18 protein-coding genes and 1 riboswitch are annotated in these 20,959 nt (G+C 69.9%); of the genes, 13 read left to right on the forward strand and 5 right to left on the reverse strand.

Going from position 1 to position 20,959, the window contains the following annotated elements; all coding sequences use genetic code 11:
* Positions 1-125 precede the first annotated feature (125 nt).
* Positions 126-3,785: a methionine synthase gene (metH, locus tag ACQP1K_RS18320; protein ID WP_433496925.1), complete on the reverse strand. Its 3,660-nt coding sequence runs from the start codon at positions 3,783-3,785 to the stop codon at positions 126-128.
* A gap of 15 nt (positions 3,786-3,800) precedes the next feature.
* Positions 3,801-3,878, reverse strand: a riboswitch (S-adenosyl-L-homocysteine riboswitch).
* 91 nt (positions 3,879-3,969) lie between these two features.
* Between metH and ybaK the strand changes: the two genes are divergently transcribed.
* From ybaK to qcrB, 3 genes are all read left to right on the forward strand, one after another.
* Positions 3,970-4,473, forward strand: a complete 504-nt coding sequence (gene ybaK / locus ACQP1K_RS18325) for a Cys-tRNA(Pro) deacylase (RefSeq protein WP_433496926.1) — start codon at positions 3,970-3,972, stop codon at positions 4,471-4,473.
* A 111-nt stretch (positions 4,474-4,584) separates the two neighbouring features.
* Positions 4,585-4,728: a hypothetical protein gene (locus tag ACQP1K_RS18330; protein ID WP_433496927.1), complete on the forward strand. Its 144-nt coding sequence runs from the start codon at positions 4,585-4,587 to the stop codon at positions 4,726-4,728.
* Positions 4,725-6,395: a cytochrome bc1 complex cytochrome b subunit gene (gene qcrB / locus ACQP1K_RS18335; protein ID WP_433496928.1), complete on the forward strand. Its 1,671-nt coding sequence runs from the start codon at positions 4,725-4,727 to the stop codon at positions 6,393-6,395. Before ACQP1K_RS18330 ends, qcrB begins: the two co-directional genes overlap by 4 nt.
* A gap of 128 nt (positions 6,396-6,523) precedes the next feature.
* On the opposite strand, the gene ACQP1K_RS18340 is transcribed toward qcrB, so the two are convergent.
* Positions 6,524-7,024, reverse strand: a complete 501-nt coding sequence (locus ACQP1K_RS18340; protein ID WP_433496929.1) for a hypothetical protein — start codon at positions 7,022-7,024, stop codon at positions 6,524-6,526.
* A 416-nt stretch (positions 7,025-7,440) separates the two neighbouring features.
* On the opposite strand from ACQP1K_RS18340, the gene ACQP1K_RS18345 reads away from it, so the two are divergent.
* Complete coding sequence (locus ACQP1K_RS18345; RefSeq protein WP_433496930.1) at positions 7,441-7,977, forward strand: sigma factor-like helix-turn-helix DNA-binding protein; 537 nt, start codon at positions 7,441-7,443, stop codon at positions 7,975-7,977.
* Between the two features lie 46 nt (positions 7,978-8,023).
* Here ACQP1K_RS18345 and ACQP1K_RS18350 read toward each other — a convergent pair whose 3' ends face one another.
* Both ACQP1K_RS18350 and ACQP1K_RS18355 read right to left on the reverse strand, forming a co-directional pair.
* Positions 8,024-8,419 (reverse strand): VOC family protein, encoded by a 396-nt coding sequence (locus ACQP1K_RS18350; RefSeq protein ID WP_433496931.1) that lies wholly within the window; start codon positions 8,417-8,419, stop codon positions 8,024-8,026.
* 96 nt (positions 8,420-8,515) lie between these two features.
* A complete protein-coding gene (locus tag ACQP1K_RS18355) occupies positions 8,516-9,451 on the reverse strand; it encodes a sigma-70 family RNA polymerase sigma factor (protein ID WP_433496932.1) in 936 nt (311 codons plus the stop codon).
* 650 nt (positions 9,452-10,101) lie between these two features.
* Here ACQP1K_RS18355 and ACQP1K_RS18360 point away from each other — a divergent pair.
* The 9 genes from ACQP1K_RS18360 (at position 10,102) to ACQP1K_RS18400 (ending at position 19,492) form a co-directional block, all read left to right on the forward strand.
* Positions 10,102-11,100, forward strand: a complete 999-nt coding sequence (locus tag ACQP1K_RS18360) for a chromosome partitioning protein ParB (protein ID WP_433496933.1) — start codon at positions 10,102-10,104, stop codon at positions 11,098-11,100.
* Between the two features lie 80 nt (positions 11,101-11,180).
* Entirely contained in the window at positions 11,181-11,669 is a 489-nt protein-coding gene (locus tag ACQP1K_RS18365) for a PhzA/PhzB family protein (protein WP_433496934.1), read from the forward strand.
* A 103-nt stretch (positions 11,670-11,772) separates the two neighbouring features.
* A complete protein-coding gene (locus ACQP1K_RS18370; RefSeq protein WP_433496935.1) occupies positions 11,773-12,396 on the forward strand; it encodes an isochorismatase family protein in 624 nt (207 codons plus the stop codon).
* Positions 12,393-14,303, forward strand: a complete 1,911-nt coding sequence (locus ACQP1K_RS18375) for an anthranilate synthase family protein (protein WP_433496936.1) — start codon at positions 12,393-12,395, stop codon at positions 14,301-14,303. Before ACQP1K_RS18370 ends, ACQP1K_RS18375 begins: the two co-directional genes overlap by 4 nt.
* Positions 14,300-15,166: a PhzF family phenazine biosynthesis protein gene (locus ACQP1K_RS18380; protein ID WP_433496937.1), complete on the forward strand. Its 867-nt coding sequence runs from the start codon at positions 14,300-14,302 to the stop codon at positions 15,164-15,166. The genes ACQP1K_RS18375 and ACQP1K_RS18380 overlap by 4 nt, the downstream gene beginning before the upstream one ends.
* Positions 15,167-15,177: 11 nt before the next feature.
* Positions 15,178-15,813 carry a phenazine biosynthesis FMN-dependent oxidase PhzG gene (gene phzG / locus ACQP1K_RS18385; RefSeq protein WP_433496938.1) on the forward strand — a complete coding sequence of 212 codons (636 nt, stop codon included), beginning with the start codon at positions 15,178-15,180 and terminating at the stop codon, positions 15,811-15,813.
* A gap of 63 nt (positions 15,814-15,876) precedes the next feature.
* Positions 15,877-17,502: a flavin-containing monooxygenase gene (locus tag ACQP1K_RS18390; protein WP_433496939.1), complete on the forward strand. Its 1,626-nt coding sequence runs from the start codon at positions 15,877-15,879 to the stop codon at positions 17,500-17,502.
* Positions 17,503-17,725: 223 nt separating this feature from the next.
* Positions 17,726-18,052 (forward strand): antibiotic biosynthesis monooxygenase family protein, encoded by a 327-nt coding sequence (locus ACQP1K_RS18395; protein WP_433496940.1) that lies wholly within the window; start codon positions 17,726-17,728, stop codon positions 18,050-18,052.
* Positions 18,053-18,265: 213 nt separating this feature from the next.
* Complete coding sequence (locus ACQP1K_RS18400; protein ID WP_433496941.1) at positions 18,266-19,492, forward strand: FAD-dependent monooxygenase; 1,227 nt, start codon at positions 18,266-18,268, stop codon at positions 19,490-19,492.
* A 652-nt stretch (positions 19,493-20,144) separates the two neighbouring features.
* Here the strand turns inward: ACQP1K_RS18400 and ACQP1K_RS18405 are convergent.
* Positions 20,145-20,858: an FMN-dependent NADH-azoreductase gene (locus ACQP1K_RS18405; protein WP_433496942.1), complete on the reverse strand. Its 714-nt coding sequence runs from the start codon at positions 20,856-20,858 to the stop codon at positions 20,145-20,147.
* Positions 20,859-20,959 lie beyond the last annotated feature (101 nt).

Genomic DNA, 20,959 nt, shown 5'->3' on the forward strand with positions numbered 1-20,959 from the left:
AGGCCGGCGGCCGGTCTCTCCGGTATCGAGAGACCGGCCGCCGGCCGGGCGACGCCACGCCGCATGCCGCGCCGAGACGAGGGCACACCCTCGCCCAGCCGCGACGTCCCTGCGGGCTCGGGGGACTACTCCGGGTTGTAGGCGAGGTTGGGGCGCAGCCAGTGCTCGATCTCGGTCAGGGCGAGGCCGCGCCGTACGGCGTAGTCCTCGGCCTGGTCCCGGTTGATCCGCCCGACCGTGAAGTAGCGCGAGGAGGGGTGGGCGAAGATCAGTCCGCTGACGGCGGACCCCGGGGTCATCGCGCAGGACTCGGTGAGGCCCATGCCGACCTGCCCGGCGTCGAGCAGCTCGAACAGGATCCGCTTCTCGCTGTGGTCGGGGCAGGCGGGGTAGCCGAGGGCCGGGCGGATGCCGCGGAAGCGCTCGGCGTGCAGGTCCTCGATGCGCGGGTCGGCGTCGGGCTCGAACCAGGCGCGCCGCGCCTGCAGGTGGATGTGTTCGGCGAACGCCTCGGCGAGCCGGTCGGCCAGTGCCTTCACCATGATCGCCCGATAGTCGTCGTGCTCGGCCTCGAACTCGGCGGCGAGCTCGTCGGCTCCGTGGACGGCGACGGCGAACCCGCCGATGTGGTCCCCGGCGGGAGCCAGGTAGTCCGCGAGACACCGGTTGGGCCGGCCCTCGGGCTTGACGGTCTGCTGGCGCAGCATCGGCAGGCGTACGACGCCGTCCCCGCCCGCTGCGGTGGTCTCGAGCACGATGTCGTCGCCCTCGGAGTGGGCGGGCCAGAAGCCGAAGGCGCCGTGCGCCCGCAGCCGCTCCCCCGCGATGATCTGGTCGAGCAGGGCCAGCGCCTCGTCGTAGAGTTCGCGGGCGACCGGCTGGTCGAGGATCGCGGGGAACTTGCCCTTCAGGTCCCAGGCGAGGAACAGGAACTGCCAGTCGATCATCGCGCGCAGCTCCGTCAGGTCCGGCCGGACGACGCGGACGCCGGTGAAGTCCGGGACGGGCAGGTCGGCGAAGTCGGCCCGCTCGCGGTTGGCTCGGGCCTGGGCGAGGGAGAGCAGCGGGGTCTGCCGCCGGTTCTCGTGCTGCTCGCGCAGCCGCTCCTGCTCGGCCAGGTTGCGCGTGACCAGCTCGCCGGCGCGCTCCTCGTCGAGCAGGTCGGACACGACGCCCACCACGCGGGAGGCGTCGAGCACGTGGACGGTGGGGCCGTCGTAGGCGGGGGCGATGCGGACGGCGGTGTGCTGGCGCGAGGTGGTGGCGCCGCCGATCAGCAGCGGCAGCTTCAGTCCGCGGCGGCGCATCTCCCCCGCGACGTTGACCATCTCGTCGAGCGACGGGGTGATCAGGCCGGACAGGCCCACGGCGTCGGCGCCCTCGGCCACGGCGGTGTCGAGGATGACGCTCGCCGGAACCATGACGCCGAGGTCGACGACCTCGTAGTTGTTGCAGCCGAGGACCACGCCCACGATGTTCTTGCCGATGTCGTGCACGTCGCCCTTGACGGTGGCGAGCACGATCTTTCCGTTGCCCCTGACGACCTCGGCCGACTCCAGCTGGGCCTGCTCCTTCTCGGCCTCCATGTACGGCTCCAGGTAGGCGACCGAGCGCTTCATCACCCGCGCGCTCTTGACCACCTGCGGCAGGAACATCTTCCCGGAGCCGAACAGGTCGCCCACGATCTTCATGCCGTCCATGAGCGGCCCCTCGATCACGTCGAGCGGGCGGGCCGCCCCCTGCCTGGCCTCCTCCGTGTCGGCCTCGATGAAGTCCACGATGCCGTGCACGAGCGCGTGCGCCAGGCGCTTCTCGACGGGCGCGTCGCGCCAGCCCAGGTCGACCGTACGGCGGGCCGCCGTACCGCTGACCGTCTCGGCGAAGGCGACGAGCCGGTCGGTGGCGTCGGGCCGCCGGTCGAAGAGCACGTCCTCGACGAGCTCCAGCAGGTCCTCGGGGATGTCCTGGTAGACGGCGAGCTGCCCGGCGTTGACGATGCCCATGTCCAGGCCGGCCCGTACGGCGTGGAAGAGGAACGCCGAGTGCATCGCCTCACGCACGGTGTCGTTGCCGCGGAAGGAGAACGACAGGTTGGAGATGCCGCCGCTGGTCCGCACCCCGGGGCAGCGCTCCTTGATGAGCGGCAGTGCGTCGATGAACGCCTTGGCGTAGCCGTTGTGCTCGGCGATGCCGGTGGCGACGGCGAGCACGTTCGGGTCGAACACGATGTCCTCGGCGGGGAATCCCGCCTGCTGCGTGAGCAGGTCGTAGGCGCGGCCGCAGATCTCCACCTTGCGCTCGACGGTGTCGGCCTGGCCGCGCTCGTCGAAGGCCATGACGACCACGCCGGCGCCGTAGTCCCGGATCCGCCGCGCCTGCTCCAGGAACGGGCCCTCGCCCTCCTTGAGGCTGATCGAGTTGACGATGCCCTTGCCCTGCACGCACTTGAGCCCGGCCTCGAGCACGCTCCACCGCGAGCTGTCGATCATGATCGGCACGCGGGCGACCTCGGGCTCGGTGGCGATCAGGTTTAGGAACGTGGTCATCGCCAGCTCGCCGTCGAGCAGGTCGGCGTCCATGTTGACGTCGAGCACGTTGGCCCCGCCGCGCACCTGGTCCAGCGCGACGTCGACGGCCGCCTGGTAGTCGTCGGCCTCGACGAGGCGGCGGAAGCGCTTCGACCCGGTGACGTTGGTGCGCTCTCCGATCATCACGAAACCGGTGTCCGCGCCGATCTCGAACGGCTCGAGCCCGCTGAACCGGGGGCGTGCCGGCGGCGTGGGGACGGCACGCGGCGGCAGGCCGGACACCGCTTCCGCGATCCGCCCGATGTGCTCGGGTGTCGTGCCGCAGCAGCCGCCGGCGACGTTGACCATGCCCGACTCGGCGAACTCGCGGAGCAGCCGGCCGGTCTCCTCCGGAGTCTGGTCGTATCCGCCGAACGCGTTCGGCAGCCCCGCGTTGGGATGGCAGGCCGTGTAGGTGCCGGCCAGCCGGGACAGCTCGGCGACGTGCGGGCGCATCTCCTCCGCGCCCAGCGAGCAGTTCACGCCCACGACCAGCGGATCGGCGTGTTCGATGGAGCGCCAGAACGCCTCGACGGTCTGCCCCGACAGCGTGCGCCCGCTCAGGTCGACGATCGTGACCGAGATCCACAGCGGCAGGTCCGGGGCGACGTCGCGCGCCGCCGCTATCGCGGCCTTCGCGTTGAGCGTGTCGAAGATCGTCTCGATCAGCAGCAGGTCGACGCCGCCCTCGGCCAGCGCCTGGATCTGCTCCGCGTACGCCTCACGGACCTGGTCGAAGTCCACCGCGCGGTAGGCGGGGTCGTCCACGCGGGGAGAGAGCGAAAGCGTGACGTTGAGCGGCCCGACCGACCCGGCGACGAAACGCCCACCGGCCTCGTCCGCCGCCTGCCGTGCCAGCCGGGCGCCGTGGATGTTCATGTCCCGCACCAGCGACTGCAGTCCGTAGTCGGCCTGGCCGATGCTCGTCGCGGTGAACGTGTTCGTCGTGGTGATGTCCGCGCCCGCGGCGAGATATCGCCGGTGGACGTCGAGGATGATGTCCGGCCGCGTCAGGTTCAGCAGGTCGGGGTCGCCCGCGACGTCACGCGGGTGGTCGCGGAGCAGCTCCCCGCGATAGTCGTCCGCGGTGAGCCCTGCGCCCTGGAGCATCGTCCCCCACGCGCCGTCGAGCACCGCGATACGCTGGTCGAACAGCTCTCGCAGCCGCTGTGTACGATCCTCGGCTCGGTCGTCGTCGTGCTCTGAACGTGTGTTCACCGGTCACCTCCCGGCTGTCGGGAGGCGCCCTTGACGATACGTCGCCCGGCCGAGCGTGGCGGGCCTCAGCCCGTTGCAGCGCCTCTCGACCGGGATCTCCACGGTACCGAAAATCCGCCGGAAAAATCTACCGCTCCGGTGGGGAAGCCGATCACGGGAGGATCCGTGCCCTACGCTTCCGGACGTGGGCAGGACCAACAAGGGCAGAGGCGGGCAGGGCACTCCCGCGACGGTCGCGCTGGCCAACGCCGGGGCCGGCTTCACTCTCCACCCCTATGAGCACGATCCCGGCGCGCAGGCGTACGGCGAGGAGGCCGCCGACGCGCTCGGCGTGCCGTACGAGCGGATCTTCAAGACTCTGGTGGCCGAGACCGAGCGGGGGCTGGCCGTCGCCGTGGTCCCGGTCGCGGCCAAGCTGGACCTGAAGGCGTTCGCCTCCGCGCTGCACGGCAAACGCGCGACGATGGCCGAGGCCGCCAAGGTGGAGCGGGTCACCGGATACGTCGTCGGGGGCATCAGCCCGCTCGGCCAGCGCAGGCAGCTGCCCACGGTCGTCGACGAGTCGGCGCTCGGGTTCGAGACCGTCTATTTCTCCGCCGGCCGGCGCGGCCTGCAGATCGAGACGGCTCCCGCCACCCTCATCGAGCTCACCGGCGCCTTCGTCGCCGCGATCGCCAGGACCGGCTGACGCCTCTCCCACCGGGCTCAACGGATCTTCCTGCGGCCGCCGCGCAGCCGGTTGTCACGTCTTCGGCATCCGGCACGTCTCTATAGCGGAAGGAGACGACGAGGAGGCGGTATGCCCGTGGTGACTGAGGCGGAACCCACTCCGGTGGCGGACTTCGAGAACAGTGGAAACCTGTTGTCGGGAGTCGTCCACCGTGTGCTGGGCGGAGTGGCGCACGCCGAGGCCGGAGCCAGGCGGAGCGGAGACCACGCATGAGCGAGCTGAAATCCGTTCCGAGGCGCGCCGCCGGGCCGGCGACCTTCCTCGACGAACGGCTGGGCGCAGGAAGCTTCGTCAGGCGCAACATGCGCAAGATCTTTCCCGACCACTGGTCGTTCCTCCTGGGGGAGATCGCGCTCTATTCGTTCATCATCCTGCTGCTGACCGGAACGTTCCTGACCTTCTGGTTCAAGCCGGGCATGGGTGAGATCGTCTACAACGGCCCCTACGCGCCCCTGAAGGGCGTCATGATGTCGGAGGCCTACGCGTCGACGCTGCACATCAGCTTCGAGGTCCGCGGCGGCCTGCTCATCCGCCAGCTACACCACTGGGCGGCCCTGCTGTTCATCGCCGGGATGATGGCGCACGCGCTGCGGGTGTTCTTCACCGGCGCCTACCGCAAGCCGCGCGAGCTCAACTGGCTGATCGGCATCCTGCTCCTCACGCTGGCGCTGGCCGAGGGACTGACCGGCTACTCTCTCCCCGACGACCTGCTGTCCGGTGCGGGCCTGCGGGTCACCGAAGGTGTGATCATCTCGCTGCCGGTGGTGGGCACCTATCTCCGGTTCTTCCTGTTCGGCGGGGAGTATCCGGGCGAGGACGTGATCTCGCGGTTCTACTCGATTCACATCCTGCTCATCCCGGGCATCATCCTGGCGCTCGTCTCGGCCCACATGGTGCTCATGTGGGTGCAGAAGCACACCCAGATGCCCGGCACCGGCCGGACGAACCGGAACGTGGTGGGTGCGCCGTTCTACCCGGCCTTCATGGCCAAGGCCGGCGCCTACTTCACGTTCACCTTCGCCGTGCTCGCCCTCCTGGGCACCTTCGCGCAGATCAACCCGGTCTGGCTGTACGGTCCGTACAGTCCCGCCGACATCTCCGCAGGCTCGCAGCCCGACTTCTATCTGGCCTTCCTCGAAGGCGCGCTGCGCATCATGCCGGCGTGGGAGATCAACCTGTTCGGCGCCGCACACGGCGGAACGCTGCCGCTCAGCGTGATCATCCCGGCGCTCCTGCCGCTGGGCATCGTCACCGTGGGCATGGCGCTCTATCCCTTCGCCGAACGCTGGATCACCGGGGACGACCGCGAGCACCACATCGCGGACCGCCCGCGCAACAACCCGCACCGCACGTCGATCGGCATGGCGGCGATCGCGTTCTACGGCGTGCTCTGGCTGTTCGGCGCCAACGACATCATCTCGACGAACTTCCGCGTCAGCCTCTACGCGACCACGTACGCGGGACGGGTGCTGGTGTTCCTCGCTCCGGCCCTGGCATACGTGATCACCTATCGCGTCTGCCTCGGCCTCCAGCGCTCCGACGCCGCGCTGATCGCACACGGGGTGGAGTCCGGCGTGATCAAGCGGATGCCGGACGGCCGGTACGTCGAGGTCCACTCGACGCTGCACGAGGACGTCGAGGCGCACCTTCGCGGCAAGGAGCCGGTACCGACGCTGCCGGCGCCGCCGGCGGGCGACGGCATCCCGGCGAGGGGACGGCGTGGACCGGCCGGCAGGCTGCGGTCCCGGATGTCCCGAGCCTACGGAGGCGAGAAGATCCCCCTCGGGAACGGCCACGGGCCGGGCGAGGGCGGGGACGCCGCCATCGGCGCGGAAGGCGGCACCCACACGGGCGGCGACACCCGCACGCTGACCCGCTGAGGATCCCCGTAGCGGGTCCGGAGACGCGCTCCGGGCCCGCGGTCCCCTGGGGAGCGGGTGGTTCACCCTCGGGCCGCGCTCCGCTGAGGAGCGCGGCCCGAGTCCCGCATGCCAGGCCTGACGGCCGGCTAGGCCGGACGGATCTCGCTGAACAGCTTGAGCATCACGGGACGCAGCCGCTGTCGCGCCTGCGGCGGCCAGCGCAGGCTCACGGAGGGGAACACCGCCTCCAGGACGATCTTCAGGTACGGCCGGCCGGACCGGCCGACCGGCACCTCGACGCACAGCCCGGACACCGCGGTGACGATCTCACGCCGCCCGAGTCGCAGCAGGGCGCGGCCGGCGACCCTGTTCCGGGCGTCATCCGCCCACAGTTCCATCGACTCCCAGCACAACACGGGCTCCGATTCCTCGCGAAGCCACGCGGGGCGCACGGGCAGCGGCAATCGCAGGGTGAATCCCGCCAGCAGTCCATGACGGCTCAAATAGAAGGAACCGTGAAAGCGCGGCAGTTCGTAAAGGACCTTCGGCTCGTCCGACGTCATCATCGAGATCGTCCCCGCGCTGGCCTCCATGGCGATCCGCCAGGCACTGGGGTCGCTGTAATAGGCATCCGGAACGAAGGCCAAGGGAATCACCTCGCTGTGCGTAAGAGGGGCGACTACGCGAAGTCCTGGCAGCGACAGCCGGGCCGGCCCCAGCTATAAGAAAGACGAAACGGACCGGGGTGAAAGTGACATCCCGCGGCCACGAGGGCAGCCACGAAAGAGCCTCACCTGGCAAATCAGGTATGCCGGGTGGCGCATCTCACATTCGACCCGCGGCGCGCGTCTCATTGCTAAGGCGGTACGTCCTCCGATGAGAGCGCATGGCGGCGCGGATGTCAAAGGACCGGCGGCGGAAAAGCTGGGCCGGAGGATCATCACGGGGTAAATTACGGCAACAAGCGGCATATGACGGCATTCCACAGCGGTACGCACTGTTTCGAAAATCAGCCCGGCCGGCGGGACGGACCGCCGGATGGGACCGTCGGCAGGGAGGGCGCATGGGTGCAGGGCAATCTCCGGAGCCATCGGCCGAAGAGCCCTGTGCCGATCAGATCTTCCAGCGGCACGCCGCGCTGCTCCACGCGGTGGCGTTCAGCGTGCTCGGCGACGACGGGGAGGCCGGGGAGGTCGTCCGGGAGACCCGCGCACGATGGCTGGCCGAAGCCGGCGGCCCCGCGCCGCGCTCCCCCGTCGGGCTGCTCCGGATCGCCACCGTCCTGGCGCTCACCCGCCTGCGCGCCGCGCGGTCCGACGCCGGATCCCGCGTCGGTCCCTGGCTCCCCGGGCCGCTGCGTGACGAGCCCGAGATCATGGTGGCCGAGTCGATCTCGGCCGCCCTCTCGACCGTCATCGACGCGCTGGGGCGGGATGAGCGCGTGGTGTTCCTGCTGCGCCATGCCTTCGGCCTCGCCTACGCGAACATCGCGGCGGTGACCCGGCTCACGGAGGCGGAGGTCCGGCGGATCGACGCCGAGGCCGAGGCACGGGTGCGCTGCGAGGTGCGGCCGCCCGAGCGCCGGCGAGTGTGCGACTGAGGAAAGCGCACAGTCGACCGGCGCCCGGATCCGCCGGACGCCCCTCTCAGCGGCCGCGCTCTGTCAGCCCGTAGAGGTTGCCGTCGTGGCCGCGGATCTGCGCCCAGCGGCCGCCTTCGCGCCAGGGCGTGGCCTGCGGCTCCACGACGAACTCCACGCCACGCGCGTGCAGGTCGTCGCAGGTGGCGTCGAGATCGTCGCAGTCGAACCAGCCGATGGCCATCCGGCCGGCCCGGGCGTGCAGCGCCGCCAGGACGTCCGGATCGACGGCGGCGAGCGCCACGCAGGTCTGCGCCCCGGGCGGGCGGACCTCGATCCAGCGTCCGCCGTCACCGTGCGGCACGTCCACCACCGGCTCGCAGCCGAGCGTTTCGACCAGGAACTCCAGGGTTCTGCTCTGGTCGCCGACGTAGAGCACGGCGAGCCGAGGGTTGACGATCAATGTGGCTCCTTCCAGCGGATGTGGCGGCGGACGGGGCACTGCGGACGCCGGGTGGGGAGGGCCGGATCGGGTCCCGTACGCTCCCGGCCGGCGGCCTCACCCGCTCCCAGCCGGCAGGGGCCGGGCGTCGTACCGCTGGAGCGGCGCGGCGGGGGCGGGCGCGACGGCGATGTGCATCCGGCTCAGCCGGGCGGGATCCCCGATGACGTCGACGGCGCCGATGCGGTCGCCCGCGAAGGCGAACCGCAGGACGAGCAGCAGCCGGCCGCGCGGTGCGACGACGGCGCCGAGCACGCCGTCGATCAGGGCCGGCCAGGCGAAACGCGCTCTGGCCGCGTTGGTCCTGGTCTCCTCCGCGACCAGGCGGGCGCCGCGGATCTCCGTCCCGGCCTGTCCACGCAGCGCGACCTGGTCGGCCCGCCGGACGGCGTCGGGGGCGAGCACCGCCAGCAGCGCGTCCAGGTCGCCGGTGCGCGAGGCGGCGAGGAATGCGTCCACGATCGCACGGTGCCGCGTGAGATCGGCGCTGCCCGCCGTGGCCGTGCCGTGCACGCGACGGCGGGCACGGCTGGCCAGCTTCTTGGCGGCGTCGGGCGACCGCTCGACGATCCCGGCGATCTGGTCGAACGGCACGGCGAACAGGTCGTGGAGCACGAAGGCGGTGCGCTCAGCCGGACCGAGCGCGTTGAGCACCACGAGCAGCGCGAGCCCGACCGAGTCGGCCAGCACCGCCTCGTCCGCCGGGTCGGCGTCGTCGTCGACGGCGAGCAGGTCGAGCTCGGTGATGTCGGCGAACTCCTCGCGCCGCCGCTGCCTGGAACGCAGCATGTCGAGACAGACGCGCCCCACGATCGTGGTCAGCCACGCCGTCAGGTTGCCGACACCGGCTGCCCCCGCGCGGGAGGCCCGCAGCCAGGTCTCCTGCACCGCGTCGTCGGCCTCGTCCACCGATCCCAGCATGCGGAAGGCGACCCCCCGCAGATGGCCGCGGGAACGGTCGAAGTGCTCGGCCAATGCGGACTGGTCGTCCATCGGTCACCTTTCGTCGTCGTGGTTCGTCGTAGATGTGGGAGATGAACTGCACGCGATTGACAAGGAGAGCCGGGTGTCCGTACTGATTATTGACGCCGGGCCGCCGGAGCGGGTGTGATGGGTGTGATCGGGGCGAGCGGGTCGACGTTCGCCGTCGCCGTGGGCGAGCGAGCGGAGAACGCCGGATACATATCCTATAGCCGTACCCCGGTCCCCGAGTTTGCCACCCCGCCACTGCGGGACAAGGACGCGGACAATTGCCCGCCCGGCGCCTGCGCAATGCCAGAGCCTCGTTGAGCCCCCGCACGCCCGGTTGAACCTCCACGCCTCGCGGATTCCCATGCCGGCGTCCACTCTACGACGGCGGTCCTTCCCCGGGCGGCTTCACGCGCCAGAAATGTCCCCGATGCACGGATCGCCCGCGGTCATCGGCGGATGTCCATAGATGGACGCTTTTACTCTGGAATAAACTCGATTCAGAAACTAAGCTGACTCCCGTTGAGCTCCTGTGAAGAATCACCCTCTCCCATTCCTTCATCCAGGAAGGTCCCGCAGTGCCTCCCCTTCACACCGAAGCCGACACCGGTCTGAAAGACAAAAGCCATCTTCCCGAGGCGTCGGAACTGCTCCGTGATCTTCCCCTGGAGGTCGTGCCGATTAAAGACCTCATGCCATCGCTTTCACCGCGTGAACGGCAGGAGGACCCGGTTCATATCCGCCTGCTCGCGGAGATGGACGGTGTCATGAGTCCGCTCCTCGCGCATCGTCCCACCATGCGCGTCATCGACGGCATGCACCGCCTGCGCGCGGCCGCGATGAGGGGTCAAACCGAAATCGCGGTCAAATTCTTCGACGGGAGCGAGGCCGACGCGTTCGTCCTCTCCGTCCAGCTCAACGTCGGGCACGGCCTTCCCCTGACGCTGAACGAGCGCAAGGCGGCCGCCCACCGCATCATCCGCTCCCATCCGCACTGGTCGGACCGTGCCATCGCCGAGCGGGCCGGGCTGAGCCCCAAGACCGTCGGCAAGGTGCGCAGGCAGATGAACGGCGAGTCCCAGCTCATGGGCAGCCGTCTCGGCCGCGACGGCAGGTCGAGGCCGCTCAGCAGCGCGGAGGGACGTCTGAACGCCGCCGCCCTGCTGTCGACCGACGCGGATCTGTCGCTTCGCGAGCTGTCGAGGAGGACCGGCCTGTCCACCGGGACCGTGCGGGACGTGCGCGACCGTCTCGGCCGCGGCCTCGACCCGATCCCGGAGCGGCTGCGGGCCGGGGCGCGAGGGGCGTCCGCCCCACCGGACACCATCGCCGTCACGACGCGCGGCGACGCGCCGTCCCCGCATGACGGCACCGCCCGGCGGCAGCCGGCGGGCCGGCCGCACCGCGAGGCGCGGGCGGCTCAGGGCACGGTCGAGACCGCATCGGTCGTACGGAAGCTCGCCAGGGACCCGTCCATGCGCGCGACGGAGTCGGGCCGCCTGCTGCTGCGGATGCTCCTGGCCACGGAGATGGATCCGGCCCAGTGGGAGGAGATCGCCGAAGCGATCCCGGCCCACTGCGTGCCGCTCATCCGCGCGGTCGTGCTGAAGCGGTGCGAGGACTGGCAGAAGCTGGCGAGCATGGTCCCGCACATGTCCGAAAAATCCATTTAAAGACTGTTATTTCAGGTTTAACGAGCTTCTTCGAATTCCCCATTCACCGTTGAGTGACGGCCGCCATTGGAGGGTTCATCGTGTCAGAAATCCGGCGTTTTCCCGGTACGGACGCGGACATCGAGCTTCGCAGGATCAATCGAGAGACGGTCGAGAAGTACATGAACACCAGGGGGGAGGAGCGGCTGCGCCGCCACCTGCTCTTCACCGAGGACGGCGTCGGGGGCCTGTGGACCAACGACACCGGCCGGCCGATCGCCATCCACGGCCGCGACCGTCTCGCCGAACACGCGATCTGGTCGCTGAAGTGCTTCCCCGACTGGGTCTGGACCAATATCCAGATCTTCGAGACACAGGACCCGAACTTCTTCTGGGTCGAATGCGACGGCGAGGGGGCGATCCGCTTCGCCGGCTACCCGGAGGGCCATTACAAGAACCACTTCCTGCACTCGTTCCTTCTGGAGAACGGGAAGATCAGGCAGCAGCGGGAGTTCATGAACCCGTTCGAGCAACTGCGCGCGCTCGGCATCCCCGTCCCCGAGATCAGGCGTGAGGGAATCCCCACCTGACGCGGCGGTCATCCCGACGGGCGCGAGGGCCCGGCTCGTTCGGCAGGCGGTCCCGTTCATCTCCGCTGGGGCGGCCGACCCGGACCCGACAGAAAGGACGGTCATGCCTGGTATACCCGCAATTGAGCCTTACCCCATTCCGACCGCGGGCGAGTTGCCCCCCAGCACCGCACGGTGGACGCCTGACCCCGAGCGCGCGGTGCTTCTCATCCACGACATGCAGCGCTACTTCGTCGAGCCCTTTCCCGGTTCCGTACGGGACCGGCTCGTCGGGAACATCGCACTGCTGCGCGACCGCTGCGCCGCCCTCGGCGTACCGGTGGGATACACGGCCCAGCCCGGTGACATGAGCGACGAGGTCCGGGGTCTGCTGAAGGACTTCTGGGGACCTGGCATGCGCAGGGCGCCGGCCGACCGGCTCGTGGTCGACGAACTGGCCCCCGCCCCGGGCGACTGGATGTTCACCAAGCTGCGCTACAGCGCGTTCTTCCGGTCCGATCTGCTGGAGCGCATCCGCGACCGCGGGCGCGACCAGCTCATCGTCTGCGGCGTGTACGCGCACGTCGGCGTCCTGATGACGGCGATCGACGCGTTCACCAACGACCTGCAGACCTTCCTGGTCGCCGACGCCGTCGCCGATTTCACCGCCGATTACCACCGGATGGCCCTGACGTACGCGGCCGAGCGCTGCGCAGTCGTCCTCGATGCCAAGGAGGTGCTCGCGTGACGACTCCCGGGGGCGGAGACCTGCTCGACGCGGTGCTGGAGCTCCGGGCGCCCGCCTTCGCGCTGCTGCACCGGCCGGAGACCACCGGACAGGAGCTGATCGACGTTCTGATCGGCGACGTCGCCCAGGTGGAGACACTGGCGGATCTCCCCCTTTCCGCGGCCGGCCGTGAGCACACGGCCGAGGGACGGCCGGGGGACCGGGACGGAGCCCGTCACGACGTCCTGGCGCTCATCCCGTACCGGCAGATCCGCGAACGCGGCTTCACCTGCGTCGACGACGGCGCCCCGCTGCTCGCGATGACCGTGACCGCCCAGGGGACGATACCGGCGGCCGAGGCGCTGTCCCGGATCCCCGACCTGCCGATCGCCGTGTCCGACGGACGTTTCGACGTGGCCGACGACGACTACGCCGAGATCGTACGCCGGGTGGTCAAGGAGGCGATCGGCGAGGGCGAGGGCGCCAACTTCGTCATCAAGCGCTCCTACGTCACCGAGATCGGGGACTACACGCCCCGTTCCGCACTCGCCCTCTTCCGGCGGCTGATGAAGATCGAGTCGGGAGCGTACTGGACCTTCGTCGTCCACACCGGTGAGCGGACCTTCGTCGGCGCCACCCCGGAACGCCACATCACCCTGCACGACGGCGTGGTGACGATGAACCCCATCAGCGGCACCTACCGCTATCCGCCGTCCGGCCCCACCCTGCCCGAGGTCATGGACTTCCTCGCCGACCGGAAGGAGTCCGACGAGCTCTACATGGTCCTCGACGAGGAGCTCAAGATGATGACCCGGATATGCGCCCCGGGCGTGCGGGTGATCGGCCCCCGGCTCAAGGAGATGGCGCGGCTGGCGCACACCGAGTACGTCATCGAGGGCGACAGCGACTGGGACGTCCGCGACATCCTCCGCGAGTCGATGTTCGCCCCGACCGTCACGGGCAGCCCACTGCAGAACGCCTGCCGGGTCATCGGCAGGCACGAGCCGCAGGGCCGCGGCTACTACAGCGGAGTCGTCGCCCTCATCGGACGCGACGGCTCCGGCGGACGGACGCTCGACTCGTCCATCCTCATCCGCACCGCCGACATCGACGCGGCGGGCCGGACCGAGATCGCGGTCGGCGCCACGCTCGTACGGCACTCCGACCCGATGTCCGAGGTCGCCGAGACCCACGCCAAGGCGTCCGGGCTGCTCGCCGCGCTCGGCAGCGGGCCCGCCGCCAGGCTCGACGCCCACCCCCGGGTACGCGCCGCGCTGGAGAACCGCAACGCGACCATCGCCGGCTTCTGGCTGGGCGGCGCGGAACCGGCGACGGCCTTCCCCCGGCTCGCCGGATGCCGGACGCTCATCGTCGACGCCGAGGACACCTTCACCTCGATGCTCGACCATCAGCTGCGCAGCATGGGCATGCGGGTGACCATGCGCCGGCACGACGAGATCCCCTCGTTCGACGGCTACGACCTCGTCGTCCTGGGTCCGGGCCCCGGCGATCCCCGCGACCCGCGCCATCCCAGGATCGCCTACCTGCGGTCGGCCACCGACACCCTGCTGGCCGAGCGGCGTCCCTTCCTGGCCGTCTGCCTGAGCCACCAGGTCCTGTGCATCCGGCTCGGGCTCGCCCTGCAGCGGCGCGACGCGCCCAACCAGGGCGTGCAGAAGGAGATCGACCTGTTCGGCGAGCGGGAACACGTCGGGTTCTACAACACCTTCGCCGCCCGTTCCGCGGCGGACAGGACCGAGATCGACGGCGTCGGCACGCTGACGATCTGCCGGGATCCGGCGACGGAAGAGGTGCACGCCCTGCACGGCCCGTGGTTCTCCTCGCTCCAGTTCCACGCGGAGTCCGTGCTCACCCAGAACGGTCCGCGCATTCTCGGCTCCTCCATCGAAAGGGCGCTGTTCCGATGACGACAGAGCAGGCCGTGCCGGCCGGGACGCACTCGTACGTGGTCGTCGACTCGTTCACCGACATCCCGCTACGGGGCAACCCCGTCGCCGTCTTCTTCGGCGCCGAGGACATCCCCGCCGAGCGCATGCAGCGCATCGCCAGGGAGATGAACCTCTCCGAGGTCACCTTCATCCTCCCGCCCGAAAGCGGCGGCGACGCCCGCATCCGCATCTTCACCCCCGTCAACGAGCTGCCGTTCGCCGGGCACCCGCTCCTCGGCACGGCCATCGCGCTCGGGGAGTCGTTCGAGGGAGACCGGCTCCGCCTGGAGACGGTGATGGGGGTCATCGACTTCGAGCTGGAGCGCTCGGGCGGGAGGGCCGTCTCCGCCGTGATGGGGCAGCCGGTGCCGACCTGGACGGAGTTCGACCGCGCCGGAGAACTGCTCGCCGCGCTCGGCCTGGAGAAGTCCGAGCTTCCGGTGGAGATCTACACCAACGGCCCCCGGCACGTCTTCGTCGGACTGGAGAGTGTGGCGGCGCTGTCCCGGCTCGACCCCGACCACCGGGCTCTGGCGGCGTTCCCGGACATGGCGACCAACTGCTTCGCGGGCGGCGGCACGAGCTGGCGCAGCCGCATGTTCTCTCCCGCCTACGGCGTGACCGAGGACGCGGCCACCGGCTCGGCCGCCGGTCCGCTCGCCGTCCATCTCGCCCGCCACGGGTGCGCCGGATTCGGCCGGTGGATCGACATCCACCAGGGAGTCGAGATGGGCCGCCCCTCGCTGATGCGGGCGTGCGCCGAGGGCGCGGCCGACGGCATCACGTCGGTGCGGGTCGGTGGAGCGGGCGTCGTCATCGCCCGCGGATTGATCTACGCGTGAGGAGTGCGCAGGTGAGCAGCAGGTTCGAGAGCCTGACCGGCGTCATCGACCCGGCCTTCCCGGAGTACGGCACGCCGCCGGGCGAGCCCATGGAGTTGCTGCGGCGCTGGATCGCGTCCGCCAAAGAGGCGGGCGTGCGCGAGCCCCTCGCCCTCGCGCTCGCCACGGCCGACAGCCGGGGCCGCGCCTCCAGCCGCATGGTCGCCGTCGTCGAGGTCTCCGGCCGGGGGCTGGTCTTCACCAGCCACAGCACGAGCAGGAAGGGCCGGGAGATCGCCGAGACCGGCTGGGCATCGGGCCTTCTCTACTGGCGGGAGACGGCGCAGCAGCTGATCATCTGCGGCCCGGTGGTGACGCTGCCCGAGCCGGAATGCGAGCGGCTCTGGAACGCGCGGCCGGTGCCGCTGCACGCGATGTCCACCGCCTCCCGGCAGAGCGAACCCCTCGGCGACGTCGCCGCGCTGCGCGCTGAGGCGGAACGGCTGGCGGCGGACGGAACCGCCCTGCCCCGGCCGCGGCGATTCGCCGGCTACCGCCTGGAACCGGAGACCGTCGAGTTCTGGTCGGCGGACCCCGACAGGCTGCACCGGCGTCTGCGCTACGAAAAGACCCCCGAAGGCTGGCACGCCACCCGGCTGCAGCCCTGATCGGGCCCGTGCCCCCGGGCACACCCCCGCACCACTGAAAGAAGCACAGAAGGAGTACGATCCTTGCCCGACACGAAGCAGACCCATTTCGATGCGATCGTCATCGGTGCCGGTTTCGCCGGCTTATACATGCTCCACAAGCTCCGCAACGAGCTCGGCCTGACCGTCCGCCTCTTCGACCGGGCCGGCGGCATCGGCGGCACCTGGCACTGGAACCGCTACCCCGGCGCGATGTCGGACGTCGACAGCTACATCTACCGCTACTCCTTCGACAAGGAGCTGCTCCAGGAGTGGAACTGGACCACCCGGTACAGCCCGCAGCGGGAGATCCTCGCCTACCTCCAGACGGTGGTCGACCGGCACGACCTGGCCAGGGACATCCAGCTCGGCACGTCCATCGAGGCGGCGGTCTTCGACGAGTCGCGCGACCGGTGGACCGTGACCGCCGACACCGGCGAGACCTTCACCTCGCGCTACCTGGTCACCGCGCTGGGACCGCTGTCGAGCCGGAACTTCCCGGACATCAAGGGTCGCGACACCTTCCAGGGCCGGATGGTCCACACCGGCGCCTGGCCCGACGACCTCGACATCGAGGGCAAGCGGGTCGGCGTCATCGGCACCGGGTCGACCGGCACGCAGTTCATCTGCGCGGCGTCGAAGATCACCGAGCACCTGACCGTGTTCCAGCGGTCCGCGCAGTACTGCGTACCCTCCGGGCACGGGCCGGTGAGCGAGGAGTACGTGGCCGAGTGCCGGGCCAACTACGACAAGATCTGGGAGCAGGCGCGCGCTTCCCAGGTCGCGTGCGGCTTCGAGGAGAGCGACATCCCCGCGATGAGCGTGTCCGAGGAGGAACGCCGGCGCATCTTCCAGGAGAACTGGGACAAGGGCAACGGCTTCCGCTTCATGTTCGGCACCTTCTCCGACATCGCCACCGACCCGGCGGCCAACGAGGCCGCCTGCGAGTTCATCAGGTCGAAGATCAGGGAGATCGTCAGGGATCCGGAGACGGCGCGCAAGCTCATGCCGACCCAGCCCTACGCCAAGCGGCCGATCTGCAATCCCGACTACTACGAGAGCTACAACCGCGACAACGTCACCCTGGTCAGCATCAAGGAGAACCCGATCAGGGAGATGACGCCGAAGGGAGTGGTGACCGAGGACGGCGTCGAGCACGAACTCGACGTCCTGGTCTTCGCGACGGGGTACGACGCCGTCGACGGCAGCTACCGGCAGATCGACATCCGCGGCCGGGGCGGCAGGACGATCCAGGAGCACTGGGACGACGGGCCCACCAGCTATCTGGGCGTCGCCACGCACGGGTTCCCCAACCTCTTCATGGTGCTCGGCCCTAACAGCGCCTTCAGCAACCTGCCGCCCTGCATCGAGACCCAGGTCGAGTGGATCACGGACCTGGTCAGGACCGCCGAGGAGAGCGGCAGGACCTCCATCGAGACCACCGGGCAGGCCGAGGAGGAGTGGACCCGCGTCTGCAAGGAGCTCGCGGACTACACCATCTTCTCGAAGGTGGACTCCTGGATCTTCGGCGCCAACATCCCGGGCAAGAAGAACCGCGTCATGTTCTACTTCGCCGGCCTCGCCAACTACCGCCAGAAGCTGGACGAGGTGGCCGCCGCCGGCTACGAGGGCTTCGTCCTCGACAGCAGCCCGTCCATGGCGCCGGCCTGACGCCCGCACCGGCGCCCCCGCACCCGAGTAGTCCGGCGGGCCGGGGCGCCGGCTCACCATCCCGGTCCGCCGGCTCCCCGGCGCCGCCGCTCCCCCTTGCGTGAATCGCCATTTCCTGCTCTCGGCGAAACGTAATTACGTGAGTAACTCCCCCATCCGGGACGTTGAATGGATAAACAACAAGGCTTGACTTTTCCGACCGGAATTCAGATAGCATGGACTCATGAGTGAGACCGTGATTCGCGTCGAGGATCAAGTGGTGACCTTCATCAACATCCTCGACGTCGACCCGACGAAGCAGCAGGAACTCATCGACGTCCTGAACGAGGGCACCGAGAAGGTAATGAGCCACCGGCCGGGATTCGTGTCGGTGAACATTCTCGCCAGCCTGGACGGAACCCGCGTGGTGAACCTCGCTCAGTGGCGCAGCCTTGACGACATCAAGGCGACCATGAGCGACCCGGAGGCGCAGACCTTCGCGAAGAGGACGGCCGAGATCGCCAAGGCGGCACCGTCCCCTTATCGGGTCGTTTCCGTACATCACGCCTGATAACTAAAGAATCCTCGCGCGGAGGGTGAGAACAGCGAGGATTCGACCATGTTCCACCGCCCCGCTGGTCGGCATCGGCGGGGCGGTCCCCTGTCCGCACAGGCGCGTCGCCGCCTTCGGTTGTGGTCACTCACCGTAGTAGGTGCCCGCGACGCACCGCCCCTGGGAACGACACGTCGGCCCGGCACCAGACCCACAGGGAGCACCGTCGCCATGACCACCGCCAACACCCCTGACATCGTGATCGCCGGCGCCGGCATCGGCGGGCTGACCACGGCCCTCGCGCTGCACGCACGCGGGATCGACTCGATCGTGCTCGAAGTCGCCGCCGACATCCGCCCACTCGGGGTCGGCATCAACATCCAGCCCGCCGCGATCGCCGAACTGACCGGCCTCGGCCTCGGGGAGGCCCTGGCGGCGACCGGGATCGCCACCCGCGAGCACCGCTACCTCGACCACAGCGGCACCATGCTCTGGGCGGAACCGCGGGGCATCGCGGCAGGCCACCGGCACCCGCAGTACTCGATCCACCGGGGCGAACTGCAGACGCTGCTGCTGACCGCGGTCCGCGACAGGCTCGGCTCCGGCGCCGTACGCACCGGGATCCGGGTGCGCGACTTCGCGCACATCGGCGGCGGAGTCCGCGTTCACGCCGCCGACGAGGTCGCCGGCGCCGAGGTCGCCTACGACGCCGAGGTGCTGATCGGCGCGGACGGCCTGCACTCCGCCGTACGGTCCCGGCTCCACCCGGATCAGACCCCGCTGCGCGCCGCCGGGGTGAGCATGTGGCGCGGCCTGACCGAACTGGACGGCTTCCTCGACGGCCGCACCATGATCCTCGCCAACGACGAGCTGGCCACCCGCCTGATCGCCTATCCGATCTCGGCGCGGCACGCGGCGCGCGGCAAGGCCCTGCTCAACTGGGTCTGCCTGGTCGCCGCCCCGGGGCAGGAGCGGTCCGCCGACTCGGGCCGGAACCGTCCCGGCCGGCTGGACGAGGTGCTGCCGCACTTCGCGCACTGGGACTTCGGCTGGCTCGACGTGCCACGGGTGCTCGCGGGCGGCGGGCGGATCCTGCACTACCAGATGGTGGATCGCGATCCGCTGGAGAGCTGGGGGGACGGCAGGGTGACGCTGCTCGGCGACGCCGCCCACCCGATGTATCCGATCGGCGCCAACGGCGCCTCACAGGCGATCCTGGACGCCGCCGTCCTCGCAGCGGAGCTCGCTCACGGCGACGACGTGACCGCCGCGCTGGGGAGGTACGAGGAGGCCCGCCGTCCGGCCACCACCGCGATCACCCTGGCCAACCGGAGGATGGACGGCGCCGAGCGCGCCATAGTCGGCCGATCCGACGAGGACAAGACCTCCGCTCTCTCGTCGATAACGGAGAGTTACCAAAGGACGGTCGAGCAGGCCCGGCCGGCCACGCGGGCGTGAGCGGTGGCCGCCCCTTCCCGCGGCGAATCCACGACGCGGCACGAGCCCGGATCGGGTCACCCGGCCCTCGCATCCCCGCGTCCTTCCGCTCCGCCGGGAAGGCCGGAAGGCGAGAAGCCGGGAAACCGGGAAGGCGAGAGATCCTCTCGTGCCGCCCTCTGTTTCTCGTCCGGTTTTCGTTTCCCGTCCGGTGAACGACGACGCCCGCGAAGACAGAAGCCGACCAGAAAAAAGGCAGCATAAAATGAACGCCCGGAGAAGCGGCTTCCCGAAAAGACGGAGCCACCGTCAAAGGCGTCTTCGGCGAAAGCCGCGTAAGAATACTCCCCTACGCTGCTCCATTAATTGACGAAGCGGCGGGCCGGTGCGGAAGAAAGGGACGGCACAGGGATCCCCGCACCGGCGGAATCCACCGGTGGAGAAGGCATTCCGCCCGCCGTCCGGAAAACCTCCGGCACCGCGTCGTCCAATGCCTTCCCCGGCCGGTCGATCACCCGGCATCCCGGGCGTCACAACATCTGATCGTCCGTTCGGTGGCCACCTCCTCACCGATATGACGAACGGCGAGGCCGGAAGGTGACCGGCCGGGGTCCGGCGACGCGGCCGGCGGTGTCCGTACGGCACGCGGGCGCGACGGACACCGCCGGCGGACTCAGTGCGAACGCGCGGCCGCTCGTCCGCCCACCGGGCGGGCGGCCAGCTCGGTCACCGCGGACCAGGCCGCCGTGAGCGAGTCCGCCGCCAGCGGCTTGAACCTGGCCAGCTGCGGCACGTCCCCGGCCCGGGTCATCTCGGCGTGGACGAAGTGAAGGTTCTCCTCGGCCACGCCCAGGTCGGTGAAGTACGCCCGGAGGTAGGGCGTCTGGAAGTCGAACCCCTCCCTCGGCGTGCCGGGCGCGTAGCAGCCGCCCCGCGCCGTGACCACGACCACCCTCGTCCGGCGCAGCAGGCGCTCTCCCGTGCCGGGCTCGAGGAACGCCCCGGGAAACGTGATCCGGTCGATCCAGGCCTTCAGGGAGGCCGGGATCGAGAAGTTGTACATGGGCACGCCGAGGAGCAGGGTGTCCGCCGCCAGCACTTCCTCGATCAGGGGCAGGGTCAGCGCCCATTCGCGTTCCTCGGCCGCGGTCTCGGCCATCCCGCCCACCTTCGCCGGCGGTACGGTCCCCTGTCTCTCCACCCGCAGGCCGAGCGAGACGAAGGCCGGGGAGACGAGTGACACCGGGTCCGCGGCCAGGTCCCGATAGCGATATCCGCCGACGCCGTGCAGCTTCCGCCACACCTGCGCGAAACCGGCGGTCAGCCGCCTGCTGATCGAGTCACCCACATCGGTGGCGCTGGAATCCACATGCAGCAGGGATGTCACCGGTTCACCCCCGGCGGCTCTGGGCGAGTCATAAGTCCCCCTTCTACTACTCTTCGTGTCGACTTCTTGACCAAGAGTAGTCAGCACCGGCTCCGGTCCCC

This window comes from Sphaerimonospora sp. CA-214678 (assembly GCF_050942215.1).
GTDB lineage: Bacteria > Actinomycetota > Actinomycetes > Streptosporangiales > Streptosporangiaceae > Sphaerimonospora.